At 45.6% G+C, this 20,591-nt stretch carries 20 protein-coding genes; 13 read left to right on the top strand and 7 right to left on the bottom strand.

Features of this window, described 5'->3' with window-relative positions:
- Nucleotides 1-126 precede the first annotated feature (126 nt).
- The 3 genes from V7L05_RS09035 (at nt 127) to V7L05_RS09045 (ending at nt 1,463) form a co-directional block, all read left to right on the top strand.
- On the top strand, nt 127-717 hold the full coding sequence (locus V7L05_RS09035; protein WP_335163823.1) for a DsbA family protein: 591 nt from the start codon (nt 127-129) through the stop codon (nt 715-717).
- 198 nt (nt 718-915) lie between these two features.
- Entirely contained in the window at nt 916-1,338 is a 423-nt protein-coding gene (locus tag V7L05_RS09040) for a VOC family protein (protein ID WP_335163825.1), read from the top strand.
- Complete coding sequence (locus V7L05_RS09045; RefSeq protein ID WP_335163827.1) at nt 1,311-1,463, top strand: hypothetical protein; 153 nt, start codon at nt 1,311-1,313, stop codon at nt 1,461-1,463. The genes V7L05_RS09040 and V7L05_RS09045 overlap by 28 nt, the downstream gene beginning before the upstream one ends.
- Before the next feature lie 22 nt (nt 1,464-1,485).
- Here the strand turns inward: V7L05_RS09045 and V7L05_RS09050 are convergent, their stop codons facing one another.
- Nucleotides 1,486-1,632: a hypothetical protein gene (locus V7L05_RS09050; protein ID WP_335163829.1), complete on the bottom strand. Its 147-nt coding sequence runs from the start codon at nt 1,630-1,632 to the stop codon at nt 1,486-1,488.
- Here V7L05_RS09050 and V7L05_RS09055 point away from each other — a divergent pair.
- The 4 genes from V7L05_RS09055 (at nt 1,623) to V7L05_RS09070 (ending at nt 5,250) form a co-directional block, all read left to right on the top strand.
- A complete protein-coding gene (locus tag V7L05_RS09055) occupies nt 1,623-2,240 on the top strand; it encodes an SDR family NAD(P)-dependent oxidoreductase (protein ID WP_335163831.1) in 618 nt (205 codons plus the stop codon). The two genes, V7L05_RS09050 and V7L05_RS09055, sit on opposite strands and share 10 nt — an antisense overlap.
- Nucleotides 2,241-2,322: 82 nt before the next feature.
- Nucleotides 2,323-2,670: an NIPSNAP family protein gene (locus V7L05_RS09060; RefSeq protein WP_335163833.1), complete on the top strand. Its 348-nt coding sequence runs from the start codon at nt 2,323-2,325 to the stop codon at nt 2,668-2,670.
- A gap of 292 nt (nt 2,671-2,962) precedes the next feature.
- Complete coding sequence (locus tag V7L05_RS09065) at nt 2,963-3,904, top strand: aldo/keto reductase (protein WP_335163835.1); 942 nt, start codon at nt 2,963-2,965, stop codon at nt 3,902-3,904.
- Nucleotides 3,905-4,197: 293 nt separating this feature from the next.
- Nucleotides 4,198-5,250 carry an alpha/beta fold hydrolase gene (locus tag V7L05_RS09070; RefSeq protein WP_335163837.1) on the top strand — a complete coding sequence of 351 codons (1,053 nt, stop codon included), beginning with the start codon at nt 4,198-4,200 and terminating at the stop codon, nt 5,248-5,250.
- Between the two features lie 11 nt (nt 5,251-5,261).
- Here the strand turns inward: V7L05_RS09070 and V7L05_RS09075 are convergent, their stop codons facing one another.
- Nucleotides 5,262-5,426 carry a hypothetical protein gene (locus V7L05_RS09075; protein WP_335163839.1) on the bottom strand — a complete coding sequence of 55 codons (165 nt, stop codon included), beginning with the start codon at nt 5,424-5,426 and terminating at the stop codon, nt 5,262-5,264.
- A gap of 236 nt (nt 5,427-5,662) precedes the next feature.
- Nucleotides 5,663-6,460: a hypothetical protein gene (locus V7L05_RS09080; protein WP_335163841.1), complete on the bottom strand. Its 798-nt coding sequence runs from the start codon at nt 6,458-6,460 to the stop codon at nt 5,663-5,665.
- Between the two features lie 324 nt (nt 6,461-6,784).
- On the opposite strand from V7L05_RS09080, the gene V7L05_RS09085 reads away from it, so the two are divergent.
- From V7L05_RS09085 to ftsH4, 3 genes are all read left to right on the top strand, one after another.
- Entirely contained in the window at nt 6,785-7,216 is a 432-nt protein-coding gene (locus tag V7L05_RS09085) for a TOBE domain-containing protein (protein WP_335163843.1), read from the top strand.
- 896 nt (nt 7,217-8,112) lie between these two features.
- Nucleotides 8,113-8,298 (top strand): DUF2949 domain-containing protein, encoded by a 186-nt coding sequence (locus V7L05_RS09090; RefSeq protein ID WP_114080862.1) that lies wholly within the window; start codon nt 8,113-8,115, stop codon nt 8,296-8,298.
- A 91-nt stretch (nt 8,299-8,389) separates the two neighbouring features.
- Nucleotides 8,390-10,264 (top strand): ATP-dependent zinc metalloprotease FtsH4, encoded by a 1,875-nt coding sequence (gene ftsH4, locus V7L05_RS09095; RefSeq protein WP_335163845.1) that lies wholly within the window; start codon nt 8,390-8,392, stop codon nt 10,262-10,264.
- Nucleotides 10,265-10,343: 79 nt separating this feature from the next.
- Here the strand turns inward: ftsH4 and moeB are convergent, their stop codons facing one another.
- The 3 genes from moeB to V7L05_RS09110 all read right to left on the bottom strand — a co-directional run bounded on the left by moeB (nt 10,344) and on the right by V7L05_RS09110 (nt 13,963).
- Entirely contained in the window at nt 10,344-11,519 is a 1,176-nt protein-coding gene (gene moeB / locus V7L05_RS09100) for a molybdopterin-synthase adenylyltransferase MoeB (protein ID WP_335163857.1), read from the bottom strand.
- A gap of 154 nt (nt 11,520-11,673) precedes the next feature.
- Nucleotides 11,674-13,257, bottom strand: a complete 1,584-nt coding sequence (locus tag V7L05_RS09105) for a phytoene desaturase family protein (RefSeq protein WP_335163847.1) — start codon at nt 13,255-13,257, stop codon at nt 11,674-11,676.
- 247 nt (nt 13,258-13,504) lie between these two features.
- Nucleotides 13,505-13,963, bottom strand: a complete 459-nt coding sequence (locus V7L05_RS09110) for a M67 family metallopeptidase (RefSeq protein WP_335163849.1) — start codon at nt 13,961-13,963, stop codon at nt 13,505-13,507.
- Between the two features lie 54 nt (nt 13,964-14,017).
- Between V7L05_RS09110 and V7L05_RS09115 the strand changes: the two genes are divergently transcribed.
- The 3 genes from V7L05_RS09115 (at nt 14,018) to V7L05_RS09125 (ending at nt 19,108) form a co-directional block, all read left to right on the top strand.
- Complete coding sequence (locus tag V7L05_RS09115; RefSeq protein ID WP_335163851.1) at nt 14,018-14,347, top strand: hypothetical protein; 330 nt, start codon at nt 14,018-14,020, stop codon at nt 14,345-14,347.
- Entirely contained in the window at nt 14,289-15,041 is a 753-nt protein-coding gene (locus V7L05_RS09120; RefSeq protein WP_335163853.1) for a calcium-binding protein, read from the top strand. Before V7L05_RS09115 ends, V7L05_RS09120 begins: the two co-directional genes overlap by 59 nt.
- Before the next feature lie 1,946 nt (nt 15,042-16,987).
- Nucleotides 16,988-19,108 carry a beta strand repeat-containing protein gene (locus V7L05_RS09125; RefSeq protein WP_335163855.1) on the top strand — a complete coding sequence of 707 codons (2,121 nt, stop codon included), beginning with the start codon at nt 16,988-16,990 and terminating at the stop codon, nt 19,106-19,108.
- A 222-nt stretch (nt 19,109-19,330) separates the two neighbouring features.
- Here V7L05_RS09125 and V7L05_RS09130 read toward each other — a convergent pair whose 3' ends face one another.
- On the bottom strand, nt 19,331-19,891 hold the full coding sequence (locus V7L05_RS09130) for a nitrate transporter (protein WP_335163856.1): 561 nt from the start codon (nt 19,889-19,891) through the stop codon (nt 19,331-19,333).
- Nucleotides 19,892-20,591 lie beyond the last annotated feature (700 nt).

Genomic DNA, 20,591 nt, shown 5'->3' on the forward strand with positions numbered 1-20,591 from the left:
TTGGCGACAAAGCTGAATTAATTTCATAAGCTAAATACATACAAATAACGGAGTCGGGAGGAATCACAGATAGAAGTCATGCGAATCCCTTGATGCTGTGAGAAACCCTTTTTGATACAGTATCCGATGAATCAAGATAGGAATTTTAATCAACTTTTTGTTCCGCCTTCCGAACGCGATCGCTATCAGGGGATGCTCAATGCCCCGGTCATACTCGTGGAATATGGGAATTACGAATGTCCTCAGTTCAGGCAAGTGCATCAGTTGATTCAAGCAATTCAGCAAGATTTCAATTCCGGGCTGACTGAGAAAAATTCGATTTGTGTAGTATTTCGTCACTTTATCGAACATTCAATCTATCCTCAAGCACAAAAGGCAGCCCAAGCAGCAGAAGCAGCAGCAGCGCAAGGTCAGTTTTGGGAGATGCACGAGATGCTGCTCACCCACCAAGAAGCATTGGGAAACGGCTATCTCGTTGAGTATGCCAATCATTTAGGTCTCGACATTTACAAATTTTTGCAGGATATCTCCAAACAAGTCCATGTTGACCGCATTAATCAAGATATCGAGAGTGGTCAGCAAAGTGGAGTAGTGACTGCACCAGCCTTGTTCATTAATGGAATTCGGTATTGCGTAGGCGTAGCCCGCCGCAGGCATCGCTGGGACATGGAGCAGTTGATGGCAGCCATTATCGCTGCAAGTAATGAAGTGCTTTGATCCTCAATCACACAATTCAAAGCAGAACGATTAAGTTGCGTTTTTGTTCAAAGAACTTGAGTGTTCTAAATTGAGCGATGGTCGCATTGCGCTCCCTGAAGAGTGAAGTGTAAGCAAATGGGCATCAAGCTCACTAACCTAACGCCAACCTAACGGAGAACAACAAAATGAGTAGCATTAACGTGGACAGATAAAAATATGAAACTTGAAGTCTTAACATTGCCTGTCTCCGATGTCGATCGGACCAAGCGGTTCTATGAGTCATTGGGATGGCGCCTGGATGCTGACTTCATAACCGGTGAGGACTTCCGGGTGGTGCAATTAACCCCTCCCAGCTCAGAATGCTCGATCATCATCGGCACCGGAATCACCTCAGCCGTGCCGGGATCAGTGCAGGGTTTGCACCTCGTTGTTTTTGACATCGAGGCAGCCCGCGCCGAACTCATCGATCGGGGTGTCGAGGTGAGTGAGGTGTTCCACGACATCGGAGGGATCTTCCATCACGCCGGAACCGAGGGACGGATACCTGGTCCCGATCCGAAACGTCGCGACTATGCCTCATTTGCCTCGTTCAGCGATCCAGACGGTAACGCTTGGGTGCTCCAGGAGGTGAAAACGTAGGGAAGGAGGCGATCGCGATGTACCAGAGCAACGCCGCGAAAATGGCACAGGAAATCGAAGCATGGCTGCCAGTCGCTACCAGCACCAACCATGACCACCGCATAACGGCTTTGACCATAGCCTGAGCTGCCTAGTGCAGGCTGGACGTTATTTGGGGCGATCTCGCACCCCAAAAGCCGAGGCCATCTGCGCCTGACGGGAGCCGATCCATCCGACCCGATTCTGATTGATGCAAACACGCTGTCTCATGCGGATGATCTCAAAACCGCGATCGCAACTATCGGGTGGTCGCAACCTCGCGCTCCATCGAGCCGTCGAACGATGATGAAGTCCTGGCGGTGCCCGGCGACATCGCCGATCGAAAAACCGCCGAGCGTGCGATCGCCGAAGGCGTGGCCCGGTTCGGGCGCATCGACACGCTCATCAACAATGCTGGTATCTTCATCGCCAAGCCATTTACCCAATACACCGAGGCTAACTACGAGGTATATCTGGGCACTAACGTCACTGGCTTCTTTCACATGACGCAACTAGCGATCGCAGAAATGGAGAAGCAGAGTAGCGGTCATATCGTGCAAATCTCGACGAGCCTGGTTGATAACCCGATCGCTGGTGTACCATCCGTGCTCGCGTCGCTGACAAAGGGCGGACTGAATAGCGCGACCAAATCGCTGGCGATCGAGTATGCCAAGCGCGGTATCCGGGTGAACGCGATCGCGCTGGGTAACATCAAGACGCCAATGCACCCTGCCGAGACCCATGCACAGCTCGCTGCCATGCACCCAATCGATCGTATGGGCGAAATCTCTGACATCGTCGATGCAATCCTCTACCTGGAATCAGCGAACTTTGTCACGGGCGAAATCCTTCATGTCGATGGTGGTCAGAGTGCGGGTCACTAACGCCGCCTTGCGCTCAGAAAAATGGCTATGACGCTCTCAAACTCGATTGCTGGATCGTAAAGCTTTTAAAGAAGCACATATCATGACTCAACTCGATAAAGGAATGATCTACGAATTACGCATTTATCAGTCCATGCCCGGACGACTACCAGCACTGCTTTCGCGCTTTCAGAACCACACGTTGCGGATTTGGGAAAAGCATGGCATCCGCCAGGCTGGATTCTGGACAACGCTAATCGGCGAGAGCAATCAGCAGCTCACCTATATGCTTGCCTGGGACAGCATGGCTGAGCGTGAGGAGCGCTGGAGTGCATTCCTCACCGACCCCGAATGGATCGCGATCAGCACCGAGACTGAGAAGGACGGACAACTCGTGCAGAACATCAGCAACAAGTTGCTGGCACCGACCGCCTTTTCCTCGGTGAAGTGAGCGATGGGGCGAGCGACGGAACTCGAACCCACAACTCGCCTCACTATCACAGCTGAGTAATGTGGACAGACAATACGTAACCATAGTTAATTCAACATCAGTTTGTAAACGCAATCTAGGTAGAACCTTATGGAGTTAGTAACATGACCTTGATCACCGAGGAAACTTTTGCAACGTGATTCGCTCCTCGGCCTGGGGTGCCTGAGTCTTGCTCCGTCACTAGTCCGGATCTTCGTTGCAACACCTTCCAAGAGTTCCTGTATCTCGTCACATCAAGACAAGGAGTATAAACATGGTTATCCAAGACACGCTTCGCTATACGACAATACCTCTCACACATGGATCCGGCGCCATGCCGGCGCTCGGGTTTGGAACACTCATCCCCGATCCTCTCGCGACCAAGCAAGCGACCAATGCTGCATTGGAAGCGGGATTTCGGCATCTCGATTGCGCGGAGCGATACCGCAACGAAGCCGTCGTCGGCGAGGCGATGCAGGAGGTGTTCAAGGCAGGGGGGATCCGGCGGGAGGACGTTTTCGTCACCACAAAGCTATGGAACAACAACCATCGTCCAGAGCGGGTCCAGCCTGCGTTCGAGGCAAGTCTCCGGCGACTGCAAATCGACTATGTCGATTGTTATCTTATCCACACCCCGTTTGCCTTTCAGCCGGGCGATGAACAGGAACCGAGGGACGATCATGGCCAGGTCATCTACGATCCTGGTGTCACGTTGATGGAGACATGGCACGCGATGGAGCGCCTGGTGGATGGCGGTCGGTGTAAATCGATAGGTTTATCGGATATCGGTTTGGAGCGGCTGAAAGAGATCGTTGCCGTGGCGCGAATTAAGCCTGCCGTGGTGCAGGTTGAATCCCATCCGTATCTCCCCGAGTGGGATCTCCTCGAGTTTTGCCAGCAACAGGGTATTATCCTACTCGCATTTGCCGCGCTGGGTCATGCGATGGAGCCAAAAGTTACGGAAGACCCGATAATCGTGGCCGTTGCGCAGCTCGTCCACCGGACCCCAGAGCAAGTAGCGCTGGCCTGGGCCGTACAACGCGGTACCGCTCTCCTGACCACCTCGACATCCCCTCGCCATATACAAGAGAGCTTTGATATCTCGACCTTGCCCAAAGACGCTATGCTGGAGATTAGCGACCACATCACGACCAGAGTCCGCTTCAACGCAGTGGTCGATACCGGCGTGCCTGGATTCATTCCTCGGACCAAGTGAACGGTTGTTATCGACGGAAAATAAAGCTAAGTAGCCGCGCAGAAATAACTTACCTGTTTTAAAAGTTATAGAAAAAGGTGAAAAGACGCTAAATCAACATTTTCTCTTTCATTCTTCCTCTTTTCTAAGGTAAAACTGGGTAACAGTGCGTGGTGTCGGATATGTATTCAGAATCTAGCAGCATCAAAACCTAACCGCTTTTTCTTGGCTAGACCAACACTAATACCCACATTTGAAACAGACAGCCGATTCAATTACAGCAAGTTGGGTTAAACCCAATTGGACAAAGATCAATGTCTGAAAAAATCAACTATCAACGCCGCCGCTTTTTGGGCACTGCGGCCCTGAGCCTTGCGACTACACAGCTAGGCATATTCGGTTCTGCGATCGCACAATCGAGCAAAACAAAACCAGCCGTTCTGGTCATGACTAAGCCGGGGACAAACACGTCGTTCGACTCACTAAAGCAAATTAATGCCGGTGTCCTGAATGTCGGATACGCTGAAGCGGGTCCCGCGAATGGTCGTCCAGTCATCCTCCTGCATGGATGGCCCTACGACATTTATAGCTATGTCAATGTTGCCCCTTTGTTAGCGTCGGCGGGATACCGGGTGATCGTCCCATATCTGCGCGGCTATGGCATGACGCGCTTTCTTTCAAGCGAGACGTTCCGGAATGGGCAGCAGTCAGCGATCGCGGTCGATATCATCGCTTTGATGGATGCACTCAAGCTTGAGAGGCCGATCCTTGCTGGTTATGATTGGGGCGCGCGAACAGCCAACATCATCGCGGCGCTCTGGCCCGAACGCTGCAAGGCGCTCGTTTCCGTAAGTGGTTATCTGATCGGCAGCCCTGAAGCCAATAAGACGCCGCTGCCGCCGAAGGCCGAACTCGAATGGTGGTACCAATTCTATTTTGCAACGGAACGCGGCAAGCTCGGCTACGAAAAATATCGGCACGATTTCAACAAGCTCATCTGGCGACTCGCTTCGCCACAATGGCACTTCGATGACGCGACGTTTGATCGCAGTGCGACCGCCTTCAACAACCCGGATCACGTCAGTATCGTGATCCATAACTACCGCTGGCGGCTCGGTCTGGCCGAAGGCGAGTCGAAGTATGACGAGATTGAGAAGCGGCTCGCAGTAGCCCCCGCGATCGCCGTGCCAACGATCACGCTAGAGGGTGATGCCAACGGCGCGCCGCACCCGGACGCCAGTTCCTACGCCAAGAAATTCTCAGGCAAATACGCACACCGGGTCATCAACGGCGGCGTCGGGCACAACCTACCTCAGGAAGCGCCGCAGGAGTTTGCCAAGGCCATCGTCGAAGTTGACGGTTACTGATTGGGTTTAGCCTAAGTTGTGAAACGGACAATTTGCAGCAAGGAAAAAACATCATGACCGAATGGCACTAAGAAAAGATATAGCCCTTGCCCTGACTGGTTAAGAGCCTGGAGGCTCTTAACCGATTCTGGGAGGGCTGCCGCCTCCAGGGGATAGCCGCCCGCCGATTTAGTCATTAGTCAAAAGTCATTGGTCATTAGTACCAATGACCAATGACTTTTGACTTCGATTTGCCCCCGGCTTCAAGCCGGGGGATGAGTTAAGGTGGTGAAATTTGGAACGAAGGTTGGTTATTTTAACTTTCAAAAAGCCCAAAATCTGAGCGGAGGATTCAAGATGGTAGCGCTGAAACAACGTATGTTCATTTGTCACCTTGAAAGGGCTAGTCCTAGTAAGGCGAAAGCTGACTACTTCACTCAACTTCCTCACAGCGAATTAAGAGTGTTTCCATCGCCTCTGCTAAAGAAATCAACTCTGTCCAAGAGGAGCCACTAACTAAATTTTGGGCGTGAGCTAATCGGTTTCGCAACTGTTCAGCAGACTTGAGGAAGCGTTCACCAAACCGCTTAGACTTTAGTCCCAATTGCTGAAGAAGTTCTGGTTGATTTAAAATTAACTCTCGCTTATCACAGAATTGCAGATAATCTAACAAATCGGTAGCTTCGTTTCTTTCCTGGCTCTCTCGCCATAGTCGTTGAGCAACTTCTAAGCGTTCAGTTCTGAGGACTTTTTGCCAAGAATCTTGGGGATAGTAAATCCGCACCAGCCGCAGCAAATTCATTTCTAGCAGCGTTACCAAGCCAAACAGTAGCATTCGCACGGGTGCTTTCTGCAAGTCGCCACAGGTAACAATACCACTTACCTGATTGCAATCTAAGACAAACAATCGTGGAGTTTCTTGCAAAATGGGTAGCAACTTCATCAGTGGGGTGGAAATGGCTATTAGTTCTTTTGGATGAAACACTCGTTGATATTCGCTACATTTGCCTTTTTTGGCTTGAATCAAACTAGAGCGTTCTAGATAACCGCTAATAATATCTCCCGTCTCAATGCCGATAACATCAAAATTTTGTGCCTGCATCCAATGCAGCACTTCTGTCACCTCCGCATCAGCTGGCATAGCTTTGAGAGGTTCTGCCACGTATTCAATGGTGATATTGTTCTCAAATAAACTCCGCAGGTCTTGAGAACGCGATTTTAGGTGTTTCATCCCCCTGCTGTGAACTCACATTAAATAATCCTATGGCACTCATGCGATCGCTAGCGGAATTTTCTGCCAGATTACCCCTGCCTATGCATCGCTATCCCAACAAATACCATAGACCAATGTTATACCATCTTAATTGGTAATGCTTGAGTGATAATTTAGACATTTTCAAGTAACAAAATATTTCGCATCTAGAAAAAAATATATATGTTGATTAATTTGCGATAAAAATGCCGAAAATCGTGACAAAAAAATGTTATTACTAAAACGACATATCGAATTGATACTTGGTAGAATTTTACCAAGATAACCAAAATTGATAATATTATGCCAAGAAAAGAACAAGGATGGGTCACATTTCAAACCTCAGAGGACGAGCAAAAGATTCTGGAGGAATTCTGCGAACAGTCTCAACGCACCAAGACTGAGATTCTCCGGGAACTCGTGCGTAGTCTCAATCAGCACTCCTCACCACCAACTCAGCATCAAAAGCAGGAAGATAGCTATGCTAAAAAGCCGGAGATAGAAAGTAGTATTCAAAAGAAATCACTAAAAGTTAGCTCTCGGAATATTCTTAAAGGTGTCGTTAAACGAGTTGTTTATGGAGCAGTTAATAGTGAGGTAACTCTGGAGATTATTCATAAAGTAGAATTAACCTCGATTATCACCAGAGCTTCCGCAGAAGAGTTGGAACTATCTGAGGGGAAAGAAGCTTATGCAGTCATTAAGTCTAACGATATTGTCATTGCTAGAGAATAGAAATACGTTGATTTTGGGCGTTGGATATTAAGAGGATGAACTTTCCTTCCGAACATTTTTGATTTTGGAGAACTGCAAGATAAATTGACTATTTGTTGATGCAATGTCTACATCGTGATGCATCTATAGCAGTCTGCTTTGATTTCTGTTCGCGCAGCGTGGCGTAGCCATAATTATTTGCGTAGACAGAGAGTAGGCAGAGACGCGATTAATCGCGTCTGTACTAGGGAGTGGAGAAGAAGCCTTTTTGGGGTATACTGATTTTTTTCAAAAATTAAATACGAGTCCTATATCTAAACATATAAATCATTGGTGAAAAATGAACATAACACGGAGACTTAAAGAGAACACAGGGATTTCTCTTTGAGTCTCCCAATGTTTGCGTCTTTTTTGACAGCGTTCTCTTCACTAAAGTTCTCTAATTTCCAGTGGTGTTAGCTCTTTGAGTACGGTAAACCGTATTTGCTCCTTAGTTCCCAAAGATTAATTTAATTGTTAAGTTTAGTTACATAAATGAAAAAAGGTTGTAAACATTGCTAAATGGAAGAAATTATCAGAGGTGGTAGTATCCTTGACGATCAAGACAAACTGAACAACTTTGCGTCACCAAAAGGCCCGCACTTCTCTACGAGAGGCTGCGCCAACGGCAAAGCTATTTCGACACCGCTCAATACAAGTCTGTTACCGTCGTAGACATCGCCTGCGGTGCGTGGATACCCGATCGCAACTCGGATGTAGTTTAGATGTAGTTTAGATGATGTTCGTCTAATTGCCCATCAGCAAAGCATTCTACCCCCAATCCTTCCCCACAAGCTCTTAGGGAAGTAAAAAATCTTTAATCAAGTTTCTTGAGCTAAGTCAAAAATAAGAGTTAATTAACATTGTTTAACATTGCTATGAAAGCTACAGATCAATTGGTGCATTTTTTAGAGGAAGAGTTAGGTATTTCTGGCGGAGCAATTTCTCTCGCCTTACGACATTGTGAGCAGACCCCCAACTTCCTAGCCATGACCCTATGGCAGTATGGGCTGGTAACACTGGATCAGTTAGCCCAAATTTTTGATTGGCTGGAAACAGTATAAGTTGCTGCTTCAACTATTTGGATGCTTAATAGCGGACTTTCCCAGAAAGTCACATTCTCAACAGTTTTCATTCTAAGGATTGGTAACATCTATGGCAATTAAAGAACAGCCTAAGTCACCTCGGTTTCGGATCATTGCTAATATATTGCTGGCAGTATCAGGGCTATTTCTGCTCTTAAATTTATTTTTGCCTGGTTTATTTGCTTCTGGCCCTGCTGGTGTCCCCTATAGCCTATTTATTCATCAAGTACAAGAAGGGGAAGTCAGCCGCGTTTCTGTTGGTCAAAACCAGATTCTTTACCAACTAAAAACAGAAAATGCCGAACCGGGACAGGTCTTTGCAACTACACCAATCTTTGATTTAGAGTTACCCAAACTGCTAGAACAAAAGGGAGTTGAATTCGCTGCTACACCACCACCTAAGAATACTTGGATTACAACCCTCTTGAGTTGGGTGATTCCACCACTGATTTTTATTGGCATTTGGCAATTCTTTGTCGCCCGTGGTGGCGGTGGTGGTGGTCCCCAAGGTGTTCTCTCGATTGGTAAGAGCAAAGCTAAGGTTTACGTTGAAGGTGAATCAGCTAAAATCACCTTTGCAGATGTGGCTGGGGTAGAAGAAGCGAAAACTGAGTTAGTAGAAATTGTAGATTTCCTCAAGACTCCGGGACGCTTTACGCGAATTGGCGCCAGGATTCCCAAAGGTGTGTTGTTAGTAGGCCCTCCTGGTACTGGTAAGACACTTTTAGCAAAAGCCGTAGCCGGAGAAGCCGGAGTTCCATTTTTCAGCATCTCTGGTTCGGAGTTTGTAGAATTGTTTGTCGGTGTGGGTTCTTCCAGAGTCCGAGATTTATTTGAGCAAGCTAAAAAACAAGCTCCCTGTATTGTATTCATTGATGAATTAGATGCGATCGGTAAGTCTCGTAGCAGTAACGGCTTCTACGGTGGTAATGATGAGCGAGAACAAACCCTCAACCAGTTATTAACAGAGATGGATGGGTTTGCAGCTGGGGATGCAACGGTAATTGTGTTAGCAGCTACCAACCGCCCAGAAATACTAGATCCCGCCTTGCTGCGTCCAGGCCGCTTTGACCGCCAAGTGTTGGTAGACCGTCCCGATTTATCTGATCGGGAAGCAATTCTGAAGATTCACGCTCAAAAGGTAAAATTAGGAGATGATGTAAATTTAAAAGCGATCGCTACTCGTACCCCTGGTTTTGCTGGCGCAGATTTGGCAAACTTGGTGAATGAAGCGGCATTATTGGCAGCCCGGAATCTTCGTCAAAGTGTTGCTCAAGAAGACTTTGCCGAAGCAATTGAGCGGGTAGTCGCTGGTTTAGAGAAAAAGAGTCGGGTGATGAACGAGACTGAGAAAAAGATTGTTGCATACCATGAAGTTGGTCACGCAATGGTCGGGGCGCTCACAACCGGAAACGGTCGCGTAGAAAAGATTTCGATTATTCCCCGTGGAATGGCAGCTTTGGGCTACACTCTGCAATTACCAACTGAAGACCGCTTTTTGCTGAATGAAACAGAATTGCGGGGTCAGATTGCAACTCTGTTAGGTGGGCGTTCCGCCGAAGAGATTGTGTTTAACAGCATTACAACAGGTGCTTCCAACGATTTGCAACGAGCAACTGACTTGGCAGAACGGATGGTAACAGCTTATGGTATGAGCAAAGTCTTAGGGCCATTGGCTTACCAACAAGGACAACAAGCAGCATTCCTGGGTAATGGTGCTACTAATCCTCGCAGATTGGTAAGTGAAGATACGGCGAAAGCGATTGATGGCGAAGTCAAAGAAATCGTGGAAACAGCCCACGAACAAGCCCTAGAGATTCTCAGACAGAATCGAGACTTGCTAGAAGCGATCGCTACTCAACTGTTAGAAACAGAGGTCATTGAAGGCGAGAAACTGCACAATTTGTTGAGTCAAATTAAACCTGTAGCTAAGACTAATTCGTAATTCCTAATTAAGAAAGTCAGGTTTTAAACGCAGAGGTACGCAGAGAATAACAGGCGTACCTCTGCGTTTTTTTGGGTTTTTAATACTCTGGAACCGACGGATCGATTTCTCGACTCCAAGCGGTAATTCCGCCTTTGACATTCGTGCCGACAATCCCGGCTTCCTTGAGGATGGCGAGGGCTTTTGCCGATCGCCCGCCCAGCTTACAATGAGCAATTAAACGATGACCGTTCAATATTTCCTTCACCTTAGCAACGCCATTCCCATTTTCAATATCTGGTAAAGGCACCAACACTGAACCCGGAATCTTGGCAATGTCGTACTCATTGGGGTTGCGGACATCCAGCAGTACAAAATCCTTCGCACCGCTATCCAGCAATTCCTTCAAATCCTTGACAGTCATTTCTTGACTTTCCATCTGCTGTTTTGCCTCCTCTGCCTTAGCTTGTGGAATCCCGCAGAACTCTTCATAGTCTATCAGCTTTTCAATTACTGGGCGAATCGGGTTAGGACGCAGCTTTAACTCCCGGAATTTCATTTCTAAGGCGTTGTATAGCAGCAACCGTCCACTCAGAGTATTACCTTGTCCCAGAACGATTTTGACAGTTTCAGTCGCCTGGATTAAACCAATAATTCCTGGCAAAATTCCCAATACGCCACCTTCTGCACAAGAGGGAACCATTCCTGGTGGTGGTGGTTCTGGGAAAAGGTCACGATAATTCGGCCCACCTTCGTAGTTAAATACAGTAGCTTGCCCTTCAAAGCGTAAAATTGAACCGTAGACGTTGGGCTTGTTCAGCAATACGCAGGCGTCGTTAACTAAATATCTGGTGGGAAAGTTATCGGTGCCATCCACCACGATATCATAAGGTTGGAGGATTTCCAGGGCGTTTTCAGAACTCAGGCGAGTTTCGTATAAATCAACCTGACAATAGGGGTTAATCTCATGAATGCGGTTTTTTGCCGATTCAATCTTGGGTTTACCCACCCACGATGTACCGTGGATTACTTGGCGTTGTAGATTAGAAGTATCGACAACATCGAAATCGACAATCCCGATGCGTCCAATACCCGCCGCCGCCAAATATAAAAGTAGTGGTGAACCTAGTCCACCTGTACCGATACACAGTACACTGGCTGCTTTCAGGCGTTTCTGTCCTTCTAGTCCTACTTCCGGCAAAATCAGATGACGGGAGTAGCGTTCGTAATCGTCTTTGGTCAACTGGATTTCGTCCAGATTGGGATTGAGCGACATACCATGTACCAATAGTTTCAAGGTTTAATCTAGTAATTCTAGTATTAAAATAGTAATTTAGTGTTTTAGCTGTTTTTTACTAGTAATACAATCTTACTTTGGGAAAAGCTGCTTGTGTACCTACTGATTGCTATTACCAGTAAAGCTTTCTCTCTCACCTTTTCATGATGGTTGCCATAATCTTAAAAAAGCCGAATGCTCCATTTAAAAGACCTGCTGTTTTCACTCCACCCATCATCGCTCCCATAATGCCGAGTGAAAGTGTATCGGCTCCGGTCAGGTATAGATTTTTAATTGGTGTTCTAGCCCCGATCCAGGATTGATCCAGGCGTTCAGGAATACAGGGAATGCCGAAGATAGCACCGCGATCGCTAGCATCAAAGTGTTCCACCGTCAGTGGAGTCGAGAGTTCGGCATACTCAATCAAATCCTGAAACCCAGGGTAGTGTCGCTCCACTAACTGAATCAGGGATTGGGTAATTTGGGCTTTCAGTTCAGTGTAATCCGCGCCTCGCCGTCGCCAGGATTGTTCCCGCCACTGCGAAAAGAAATCATAGTCAACGTGGGCAATGATTTCTGCCGTATGCCCCTCAGCTAATGGATCTTTCAGGGATGGAAATGAGAGATAGCAGAATTTAGGTAAATTATCGGCAGGGATGGGTGGATCTTGGGCAATTGCATCGTGGTTATAGGTCGTGTAAATCCAATGGTTCTCACCCTGAAACCCCAGTTGCTGTGGACTCTCTTTTAACCCTAAATATACCGTCATCATACTGCTACTTTTTGGAAACGCTTGAATTTTCTGGCGCTCTGCCAGAGGGTAGTTGGGTGGAATCAGCTTCACATAAGTATTGAAGGCTCCGGCATCAGACACTACAATAGGTGCAAAGTACGTTTCCAGGTCTGCCTTGGCATGTGCTGTATCTTGGGCTTTCACTCCCACTGCCACCCCGGATTCCAACAAGATTTCTGTGACTCGGCGTTGGGTGATGACGACACCACCCCCCTGTTCAATCACGGGAATAATGGCTTGCGCGATCGCCTTTGCCCCGCCCACAGGATACCAGCCGCCCTTAAAATAATGTGTCACAATCGCACCATGAATGCCAAAGCAACTTTGGGATGGCGGTAAGCCATAATCTGCCCACTGGGAAGCCAGTAATGCTTTGAGTTGGGCATCTTGAAAATGTCTGTTCAAATAATGCTGGGTTGTTTGTCTAGCAATGGCCCCGAAATGACGAACAAACCGCCTGAGTAGAGGATGCAGCAATACCGGAAATAGCTCCAACATTGAATGCGCCCCAAACCAAAATGCCGCTTTCTGGACATCCTTAAAGTACCGCCGAATGGCTGTCTGCTCGCGAGGAAAGCGCTGGATTAGATCAGACTGAAAGCGATTGGGGTCAGAATAAACCTCAAAGGTGAAGTTCGGATAGACAAATTTTTCAAACGGATCGGGCATCTTGTGCCAATTCAAATTGCCATTGGTGAGATAGTCAAACACAGCTTTGCCAGTGCCTCCATCTCCCATATCTCCAACATAGTGCAGCCCCACATCCCAATGAAATTTTCTCTTGCGCTCAAAGGTATGGGTGAATCCCCCAGGGGTGAAATGCTGTTCTAACACTAAAACGCTTTTGTGATAAAGCTTAGATAGGAGCGCGGCAACCGTCAACCCACCAATTCCAGAGCCAATCACAATTGCATCAAACCTCTGCTGTCGAGTTGTTGTGACCATAGTTCCTCTCACAAAGAATGTAGATGTTGTCGCTTTGACACTCCCCACGGATAACATCACGGTTAGTGGAACTTAGACAAAAAACACCCATAAAAAAGCCTCAAATCTATATACAGAGAGACTTTGACATCGTTTTGCTTGGTTGATTGATATATCTGGGTTTGAGCCGTTTTTGAGCATTTGGTGTATTTCCCTTACCCTGCATGGGTTTGAGGCTTGTTTATCCCGAAAAAATGTTTAAGTCCCGTTAAGTTATATTTTCAATTACCTCAGATTGGAACTGATGATGATCATCAAGGCTCCAGCTTCGGAGTTCTCCAGCTTTGCCGTTTTGGACGGAAACTATTATATACGAGTATTCCTGCCAAGCGTATAGGCGATCGCATTCTGAAGGGATAGCAGGATGATCTGGGTGGGAGTGAAAAATGCCGATAATGTTTAGTGAGCGATCGCGTGCTTCCTTTTGTGTTTTTAACATAATTTCGGGTGCGATCGTATATTGCCGTCTTTTACTTTCTGTTGTGCGATCGCCTGGAAACTCAGCAGCCGCTTCTGTATTCCAAACATTTTCTGTTGGCATGACTTCTACCACAGTTTTGCCCTCATTAGCCAGATAGCCTAAAATTATACCGCAGCACTCGTCTGGGTAAATGCTTTCGGCATGGGTGCGGATGGTTTGCAAGTGTTCTTGCCTCAGTCGGATCATCTCTGCGTTTGTAATTCTAGCAATCTATAACAATTCTGGCTTAAATACAAGATATTGGCAGGCGTAGGCATAACCCAACCCAGGTCTTACCCTGAGCCTGCGCCGTACCCTTCCCTACGGGACGCCAGGGGCGAACGGGATCTTGCTACGGGCGATGGCAATGATTTTCTTGACATTTCTGGCTCCTCCGACACCGCCTACGACTACTTTGAATTCTACGACTCTCGCTCGTCTGGCAAAAACACCCTCAACGGAGGTGCAGGTAACGATACCTTGAGTGCTATCGGCTCAACAGGGGATAACCTATTCTCCGGGGGCGATGGCAATGATTCTCTTGACGTTTCTGACCATTGGAGAAATTACGGCAGGCACGAATCTAGTTAACTACAAAAATATCGAACGATTAAATATCTCAGGTACAACCTACGATGACAACATTGTGGGGAGTAATGGCAACGATACGCTCTCCACGGGCAGTAGTGGCAAAGATGCGGTAGATGGGGGTGAGGGTGATGATGTGTTGTCTGTCGGTTATGGATATTATGGAGAGGCGATGACTTCGACTTTTAATGCCATTACTAACATTGGATCAATTACGGCAGACACGGATGGGGTTAGCTATAAGAATATCGAACGATTAAATATCTCAGGTACATATAACGACGACTTTATTGTGGGGAGTAATGGCAACGATACGCTCTCTGGGGGCGATGATGGCAAAGATACGATTATTGGCGGTGCAGGTGATGATATCCTTTATGGAGGGGATAGTACAACCTTTGCTTTCAATAGTTACAATGAAGGCATTGACACTATTTATAACTTCAATGCCACTGATGCAGTGATTCAGGTATCGGCTGCTGGTTTTGGTGGCGGGTTATCAATCGGTTCACTTAAGACAAGTCAGTTTACCCTCGGAACATCCGCAACAGCGATCGCTCAACGATTTATCTATGATAACACTACAGGTGCATTGTATTTTGACCAAGATGGCAGTGCAGGCGCATTTGCTCAGGTAAAATTTGCACAACTTGTGGGTAGTGTGACACTAACCGAAAACAACTTTGTGGTTGTTTAATCGTAATTAGCGTTCTCATATCACTAAGCGGCACAGATTGCAAGGTGCTTTTGTAAGCTCCTTGCATTCGATTATTCAATACAATTACTGTTAACAGAGAGTAGATGTTGGGCTTTGTTCGTCAACTTTCGACATGGGTGCGGATAGTTTGCAAGTGTTCTTGGCTAAGTTAGCTCATGTCTGCGTTCGTAAGTTTGATTATATATAACGATTCTTGCACAGATATAAGTAATATCATGTCCGCATAATTAGTTATGCTAACCACAGTCAATACACCCCACCCCCAGCCCCTCCCCGCTCTTCGGGAGGGGAGACAAAGCATAGCTTTGGCGGGGGTGGGGTTCTTCGGGTTTAATAAGCAATCAAGCGGACATGATATAAGTAGGCAAGAATTAATCAAACTATGTTACGCAATGTAAAATTACTTAAATTTACTACAAACCTTTAATTATTCACGCCCACCTGACTTGAAAATGCTGTTAGCGGATAGCTATGGTTTAGCCCGTGCTGAGTAAAAAATACTAGTCGTAATCCCCACTCCCTCTTTTATAGGACTTACGCACTGTACAAAATAACTATCTCGTGTATTAACGCAAATACGTTGTTTCAGGCTTTTGGAGATCGCTTTTGGTTGCTGGCTATCACCAAAATATGATTGAAAAATCTAGCTAGAAGCCTTGAAAACTATACCTGTTATTTTGGCTTCTCTGTCAATGCGTAAGTCCTATTTTATATCTTTTGGTGTGTGCAGTTCATGACAGCTACTTAAGATATTGTCAGGCGTAGGCGATCGCAACCTTCAAAAAGCAAAATATGTATTTTGTATCAAAATTATACAAATTTGCCTGTCAAAGGGTAAATCTCCGATAAATATTACTCTTCCTTAAGGGTGAGGTATAAAGGATGCCGAAAACATAAAATTGGGTTTTTTGTGCCCGAAGACAGCACAAACAGCAGTCTGAGAACTTAAGTTACTGAAAAATCGATTTAGGGAAATAAAAGTTATGGTAAATATGATTGAAACCAACGGAAATGATAACCTAGTAGGCAGCAACTTACCTGACACCATAAACAGTAAATTCTTAGCTATAAACTCTAAAAATGTGAAGAACACACTAAGAGAATTACTTAGCACGTACATTTCTCGGCATATAATGTAAAGAGTATGCAAAGATAGTTGTTTAAGTATAGACATCTAAGTAGATATTCAGTACTTAGTTATTATCAGGTTATTCAGATGTTCGCTATTTTTAAGCTAGACACTAACGGGCAATAGCCCACAACGAGGGGATGAAAATCCCTTTCCCGATCTAGAGTTAACTGTTCCCTATTTTCAAGATACTAGAACTTATGCATTGACAAAAAAAATTAAAGTATGAGGTGTGAGTTTCAGGCATTTAAGCTTGATTTAGCGACGCTTTTTCAGCGATATCTGGGTTGGGCTAAACCTACGCCATTCTATGCAAGAATGGTTATATAAAAACCTGAAGCGACCTATTTGAGTCAATCCACACGGTCATGAATTTGTACAGCGTGTGAGACTTTGATATTTGGATCTTCATTACATATTATTATGCTAAATTACTTATTACAAAAGCGATGAAACCCTGAATATGCAAGAAAAATCAACATTATTTACTAAAATTTTAGGGGTTTGGCACTGATTTGGGTTTCTGACCTTTATTTTTAAGCCTAGTTTTGATATTTAACTAATAATTTTGCATAAAAGGTACTGAAGAACCTGATATTTAAATAGCTGCTACTTGCAAGCTGGTTGCAAGCTGTCAACAGAGTGGATTTTCGAGAGAAATTACTATCCCTCAAGGATTACATATAAAGTATGCCGAAAGCGTCAGCTCTTGGCGAGTTTTGATGCTCTAAAACAGCACTAACTCAAAGTTGAAAACTTAAAGTTACTGAAAAAATCAATTTAGAAGGTAAAAGTTATGGTAAATATCATTGGAACCAACGGTAATGACACTCTAGTAGGTGGCAACTTACCGGACATAATTAACGGTAAAGCTGGTAACGATACGATCACAGGGAACAAAGGTAACGACACCTTGACTGGTGGTGGCGGCAAGGATACATTTGTTTACAACTTCGGCGACGGTGCTGATACTATCACCGATTTCGGTGGCGTTGGTAAAGGGACAAACCCGACAGCAGCAGTCATTACCGAAGTGGATACCATCAAATTCCTTGGTGCTGGTTTCAATGCCCGAAATCTGCTGCTGACCCAGAATAGCAGCAATCTGGAAATCACCTTTGAAGGGGTGGCTGATGCCAAAGTTATCCTCAAAAACTTCAAACTAGAAAACTTGGACAACCTGAAAGCTTCTCCAACAATACCAGCGATCGGTAATATCCTGTTTGATGGGCAAACTAGCATCACGGGCAATTTTAATGTCTTTGATGCCAACTCCACTGATACTAATCTGGGCATCAAGAACACGGTGACTTTCCTGAATGACCTCTCCAACAACATTACGGGTTTAGACAACTCAGATGATGTCATTAATGGTCAGGGCGGTAATGACAAAATCGACGGCAAGAGTGGCAACGACTTGCTACGGGGTGGTACGGGGAATGATACCCTCATTGGTGGTGTGGGGAATGACACCCTCATTGGTGATACGGGCAATGATTCCCTCGACGGTGGTCTTGGTAACGACTCGCTGCGCGGTGATGCGGGGAACAATACCCTCAACGGTGGCGCTGGTAACGATAACTTGAATGTTGACTCTTCAGCAGGCAATAACCTCCTCTCTGGTGGCGATGGCAATGATTCTCTCTCGGCTTTAACTGACGACTCCGGCAATGTGGTGTCTGGTAATAACACCCTCAACGGTGGCGCTGGTAACGATAGCTTGAATGCTGACATTTCAATAGGCGATAACCTACTCTCTGGGGGCAATGGCAATGATTCTCTCTCCGTCTCTAATGACTACTACAACCCTGTGCCGTCTGGTAATAACACCCTCAACGGTGGTGCTGGTGACGATTACTTGACTACTTCACTTTCAAGAGGCGATAACTTACTGGATGGTGGCGATGACAACGATCATCTTTCCGTCAATTTTGCCAATGGTAATAACACCCTCAACGGTGGCACTGGTGACGATTACTTGAGTGCTAACATTTCAACAGGCAATAATCTGCTCTCTGGAGGCAATGGAAATGATTCTCTCTTTGCCTCTGACTTCGAGGGCTACAGGTTTGATAACTGCTCAGGCAATAATACCCTCAACGGTGGTGCTAGTGCCGATTATTTGAATGTTGACTATTCACGAGGCGCTAATCTGCTTTCTGGTGGCGATGGCAATGATTTTCTCTCTGCCTCTAGCTACGGCTACGGCTTTGGAGGATCTTTTTATAACACCAGTGGCAATAACACCCTTAACGGTGGCGCTGGTGACGATAACTTGAATATTGACTATTCATCAGGCGATAATCTGCTCTCTGGAGACAATGGCAATGATACTCTCTCCGCCTCCGGCTACAAGTACGACGTGTACGGTGATGACGGCCAAGGAGTTTATCGCAGGGAGTCAGGCAATAACACCCTCAACGGTGGTGCTGGTGACGATAACTTGATTGTTGATTATTCAACAGGCAAGAACCTACTCTCTGGGGGTGATGGCAATGATACTCTCTCTGCCTATGGCGCATTAGGCAATAACACCCTTTATGGTGGCAATGGCAATGACATCCTCACAGGTGGCAACGGTAATGATACGCTTTATGGAGGGAATGGTACTGATACCTTTGCTTTCAATAGTTACAACGAAGGTGTTGATCGTCTTTATGACTTCAACGCGACTAATGAACTGATTCAGATATCGGCTGCTGGTTTTGGTGGCGGGTTATCAACACCTTCACTTAAGACAAGCCAGTTTACCCTGGGAACATCTGCAACAGCGATCGCTCAACGATTTATTTATGACAATATTACAGGTGGACTGTATTTTGACCAAGATGGCAGTGCAGGTGCATTTACTCAGGTAAAATTTGCACAACTATCTGCTGGATTATCACTAACCGCAAACAATTTTGTGGTTGTTTAACACGCCGCGAAAGTCCCCACCCTGAATTTACTCATAGGATGGGGATGAATAGCAAATAACAATTCAAAATTCAAAATTCAAACATTTTAGACATTTTCAGACGGGGATTTAAACCCCGATGGTTCCTGAGCCTGTCGTTCGCGTAGCGTCCCGCTTTCTAAGGACTGAAACTGGCGCTACCTGTATTGTTGGGGTCTTAAACCCTTTGATTTACGATAAAATTTAGGAAGATTTTTTACCATCTGAAACCATTTGCGAGAGAATATAGGCTGCGAAATCTAGTAACTGATCCAGCAAAAAGCCAATGATGCCGATGTAGAGGATCACCTGGATTACGTAATCGGTATTGCCAGCTTTATAAGCATCCCAGAGGGTAAAGCCAAGCCCTTTTGGCCCTGTTAACATTTCTGTAGCAATAACTATAAACCAGGCTACCCAAATGCTAACTTTCAAGGCATGGAATATATGAAATATAGCTACTCGAAAGTTATTATTCTGTCTCTGAAAATGTCGCATACCTATTGCCGTATTGATAATCATTGTCCAGAGAGTTCCCAGGAAAACTACTATAATAGCAGCCGAATCACTCTCTTGAAACGCTATTAGGGCAATAGGTAGCAAAGCTATAGGAGGGATACTATGTGGTATCTGAAATATCAGCCTAAATAGCTGATAAATCATGCTATTCATGCCGATTAAATATCCGATGAAACTACCCAATACAACGGCTGGAATGTAACCCACAAATAACCGTTGTAGGCTAGCTAAAATATCTAAAAACATATTATTCTCTCTGCCTCAGTTCTCATGGAAAACATCTGGGAAATACTGCGGCAATAACACCAAAAAAGTGAATTTAATTCTACTTACTCTTTGATTACTACAATATTTTTTATATCTTCTCCTCGTTAACGGTTAGTCAAAAAAACTTAGGTATTATTACGATGTGTTAGCAGTAGTACAAAGAAGAGGTAAAACTTGGCTTTACTAAACTTTATCAGAAAAATAAATCCTGATTAGCAAATTAAATACAATTTCCATAATTTAGTTGATTGATGATTGTATTTAAGTATAAATATCTCAAACTTTTAATACTAAATAAATCACCTAAATTGTGATTAGCAATACAGATATAGCAGTCTGCTTTGATTTGTGTTCGCGCAGCGTGGCGTAGCCATAATTATTTGCGTAGACAGGGAGTGGGGAGTGGGGAGTGGAGAGTGGGGAAGAAGCCTTTTGGGGTGTACTCATTTTTTTCAAAAATTAAATACGAGTCCTATAATAATTTCAGGAGACACGAGGTAGGAGGAGGAAACTCCAAGGCAGGGCTATTGCGTTCTAGACAGAAACCGCCCAGAACTGAAGTTCCGGGCTAATAGCTAAAGTCCGTTAAAACTGACATCTTGCACCATTCTCAATTAGCTGTACTGCCAACCATTGAAGTAAATGTATAAACCCTGAGACCGGGCAAGATTATGGTGTC

It is taken from the genome of Nostoc sp. (assembly GCF_036917755.1).
Lineage (GTDB): Bacteria > Cyanobacteriota > Cyanobacteriia > Cyanobacteriales > Nostocaceae > Nostoc.

Bases quoted from the DNA above. Each gene is read 5' to 3' on its own strand.
- V7L05_RS09035 (WP_335163823.1), top strand. From the start codon at position 127: ATGAATCAAGATAGGAATTTTAATCAACTTTTTGTTCCGCCTTCCGAA.
- V7L05_RS09040 (WP_335163825.1), top strand. From the start codon at position 916: ATGAAACTTGAAGTCTTAACATTGCCTGTCTCCGATGTCGATCGGACC.
- V7L05_RS09060 (WP_335163833.1), top strand. From the start codon at position 2,323: ATGACTCAACTCGATAAAGGAATGATCTACGAATTACGCATTTATCAG.
- V7L05_RS09065 (WP_335163835.1), top strand. From the start codon at position 2,963: ATGGTTATCCAAGACACGCTTCGCTATACGACAATACCTCTCACACAT.
- V7L05_RS09070 (WP_335163837.1), top strand. From the start codon at position 4,198: ATGTCTGAAAAAATCAACTATCAACGCCGCCGCTTTTTGGGCACTGCG.
- V7L05_RS09075 (WP_335163839.1), bottom strand. From the start codon at position 5,426: ATGACTAAATCGGCGGGCGGCTATCCCCTGGAGGCGGCAGCCCTCCCA.
- V7L05_RS09080 (WP_335163841.1), bottom strand. From the start codon at position 6,460: ATGAAACACCTAAAATCGCGTTCTCAAGACCTGCGGAGTTTATTTGAG.
- V7L05_RS09085 (WP_335163843.1), top strand. From the start codon at position 6,785: ATGCCAAGAAAAGAACAAGGATGGGTCACATTTCAAACCTCAGAGGAC.
- V7L05_RS09090 (WP_114080862.1), top strand. From the start codon at position 8,113: ATGAAAGCTACAGATCAATTGGTGCATTTTTTAGAGGAAGAGTTAGGT.
- ftsH4 (WP_335163845.1), top strand. From the start codon at position 8,390: ATGGCAATTAAAGAACAGCCTAAGTCACCTCGGTTTCGGATCATTGCT.
- moeB (WP_335163857.1), bottom strand. From the start codon at position 11,519: ATGTCGCTCAATCCCAATCTGGACGAAATCCAGTTGACCAAAGACGAT.
- V7L05_RS09105 (WP_335163847.1), bottom strand. From the start codon at position 13,257: ATGGTCACAACAACTCGACAGCAGAGGTTTGATGCAATTGTGATTGGC.
- V7L05_RS09110 (WP_335163849.1), bottom strand. From the start codon at position 13,963: ATGATCCGACTGAGGCAAGAACACTTGCAAACCATCCGCACCCATGCC.
- V7L05_RS09120 (WP_335163853.1), top strand. From the start codon at position 14,289: ATGATTCTCTTGACGTTTCTGACCATTGGAGAAATTACGGCAGGCACG.
- V7L05_RS09125 (WP_335163855.1), top strand. From the start codon at position 16,988: ATGGTAAATATCATTGGAACCAACGGTAATGACACTCTAGTAGGTGGC.
- V7L05_RS09130 (WP_335163856.1), bottom strand. From the start codon at position 19,891: ATGTTTTTAGATATTTTAGCTAGCCTACAACGGTTATTTGTGGGTTAC.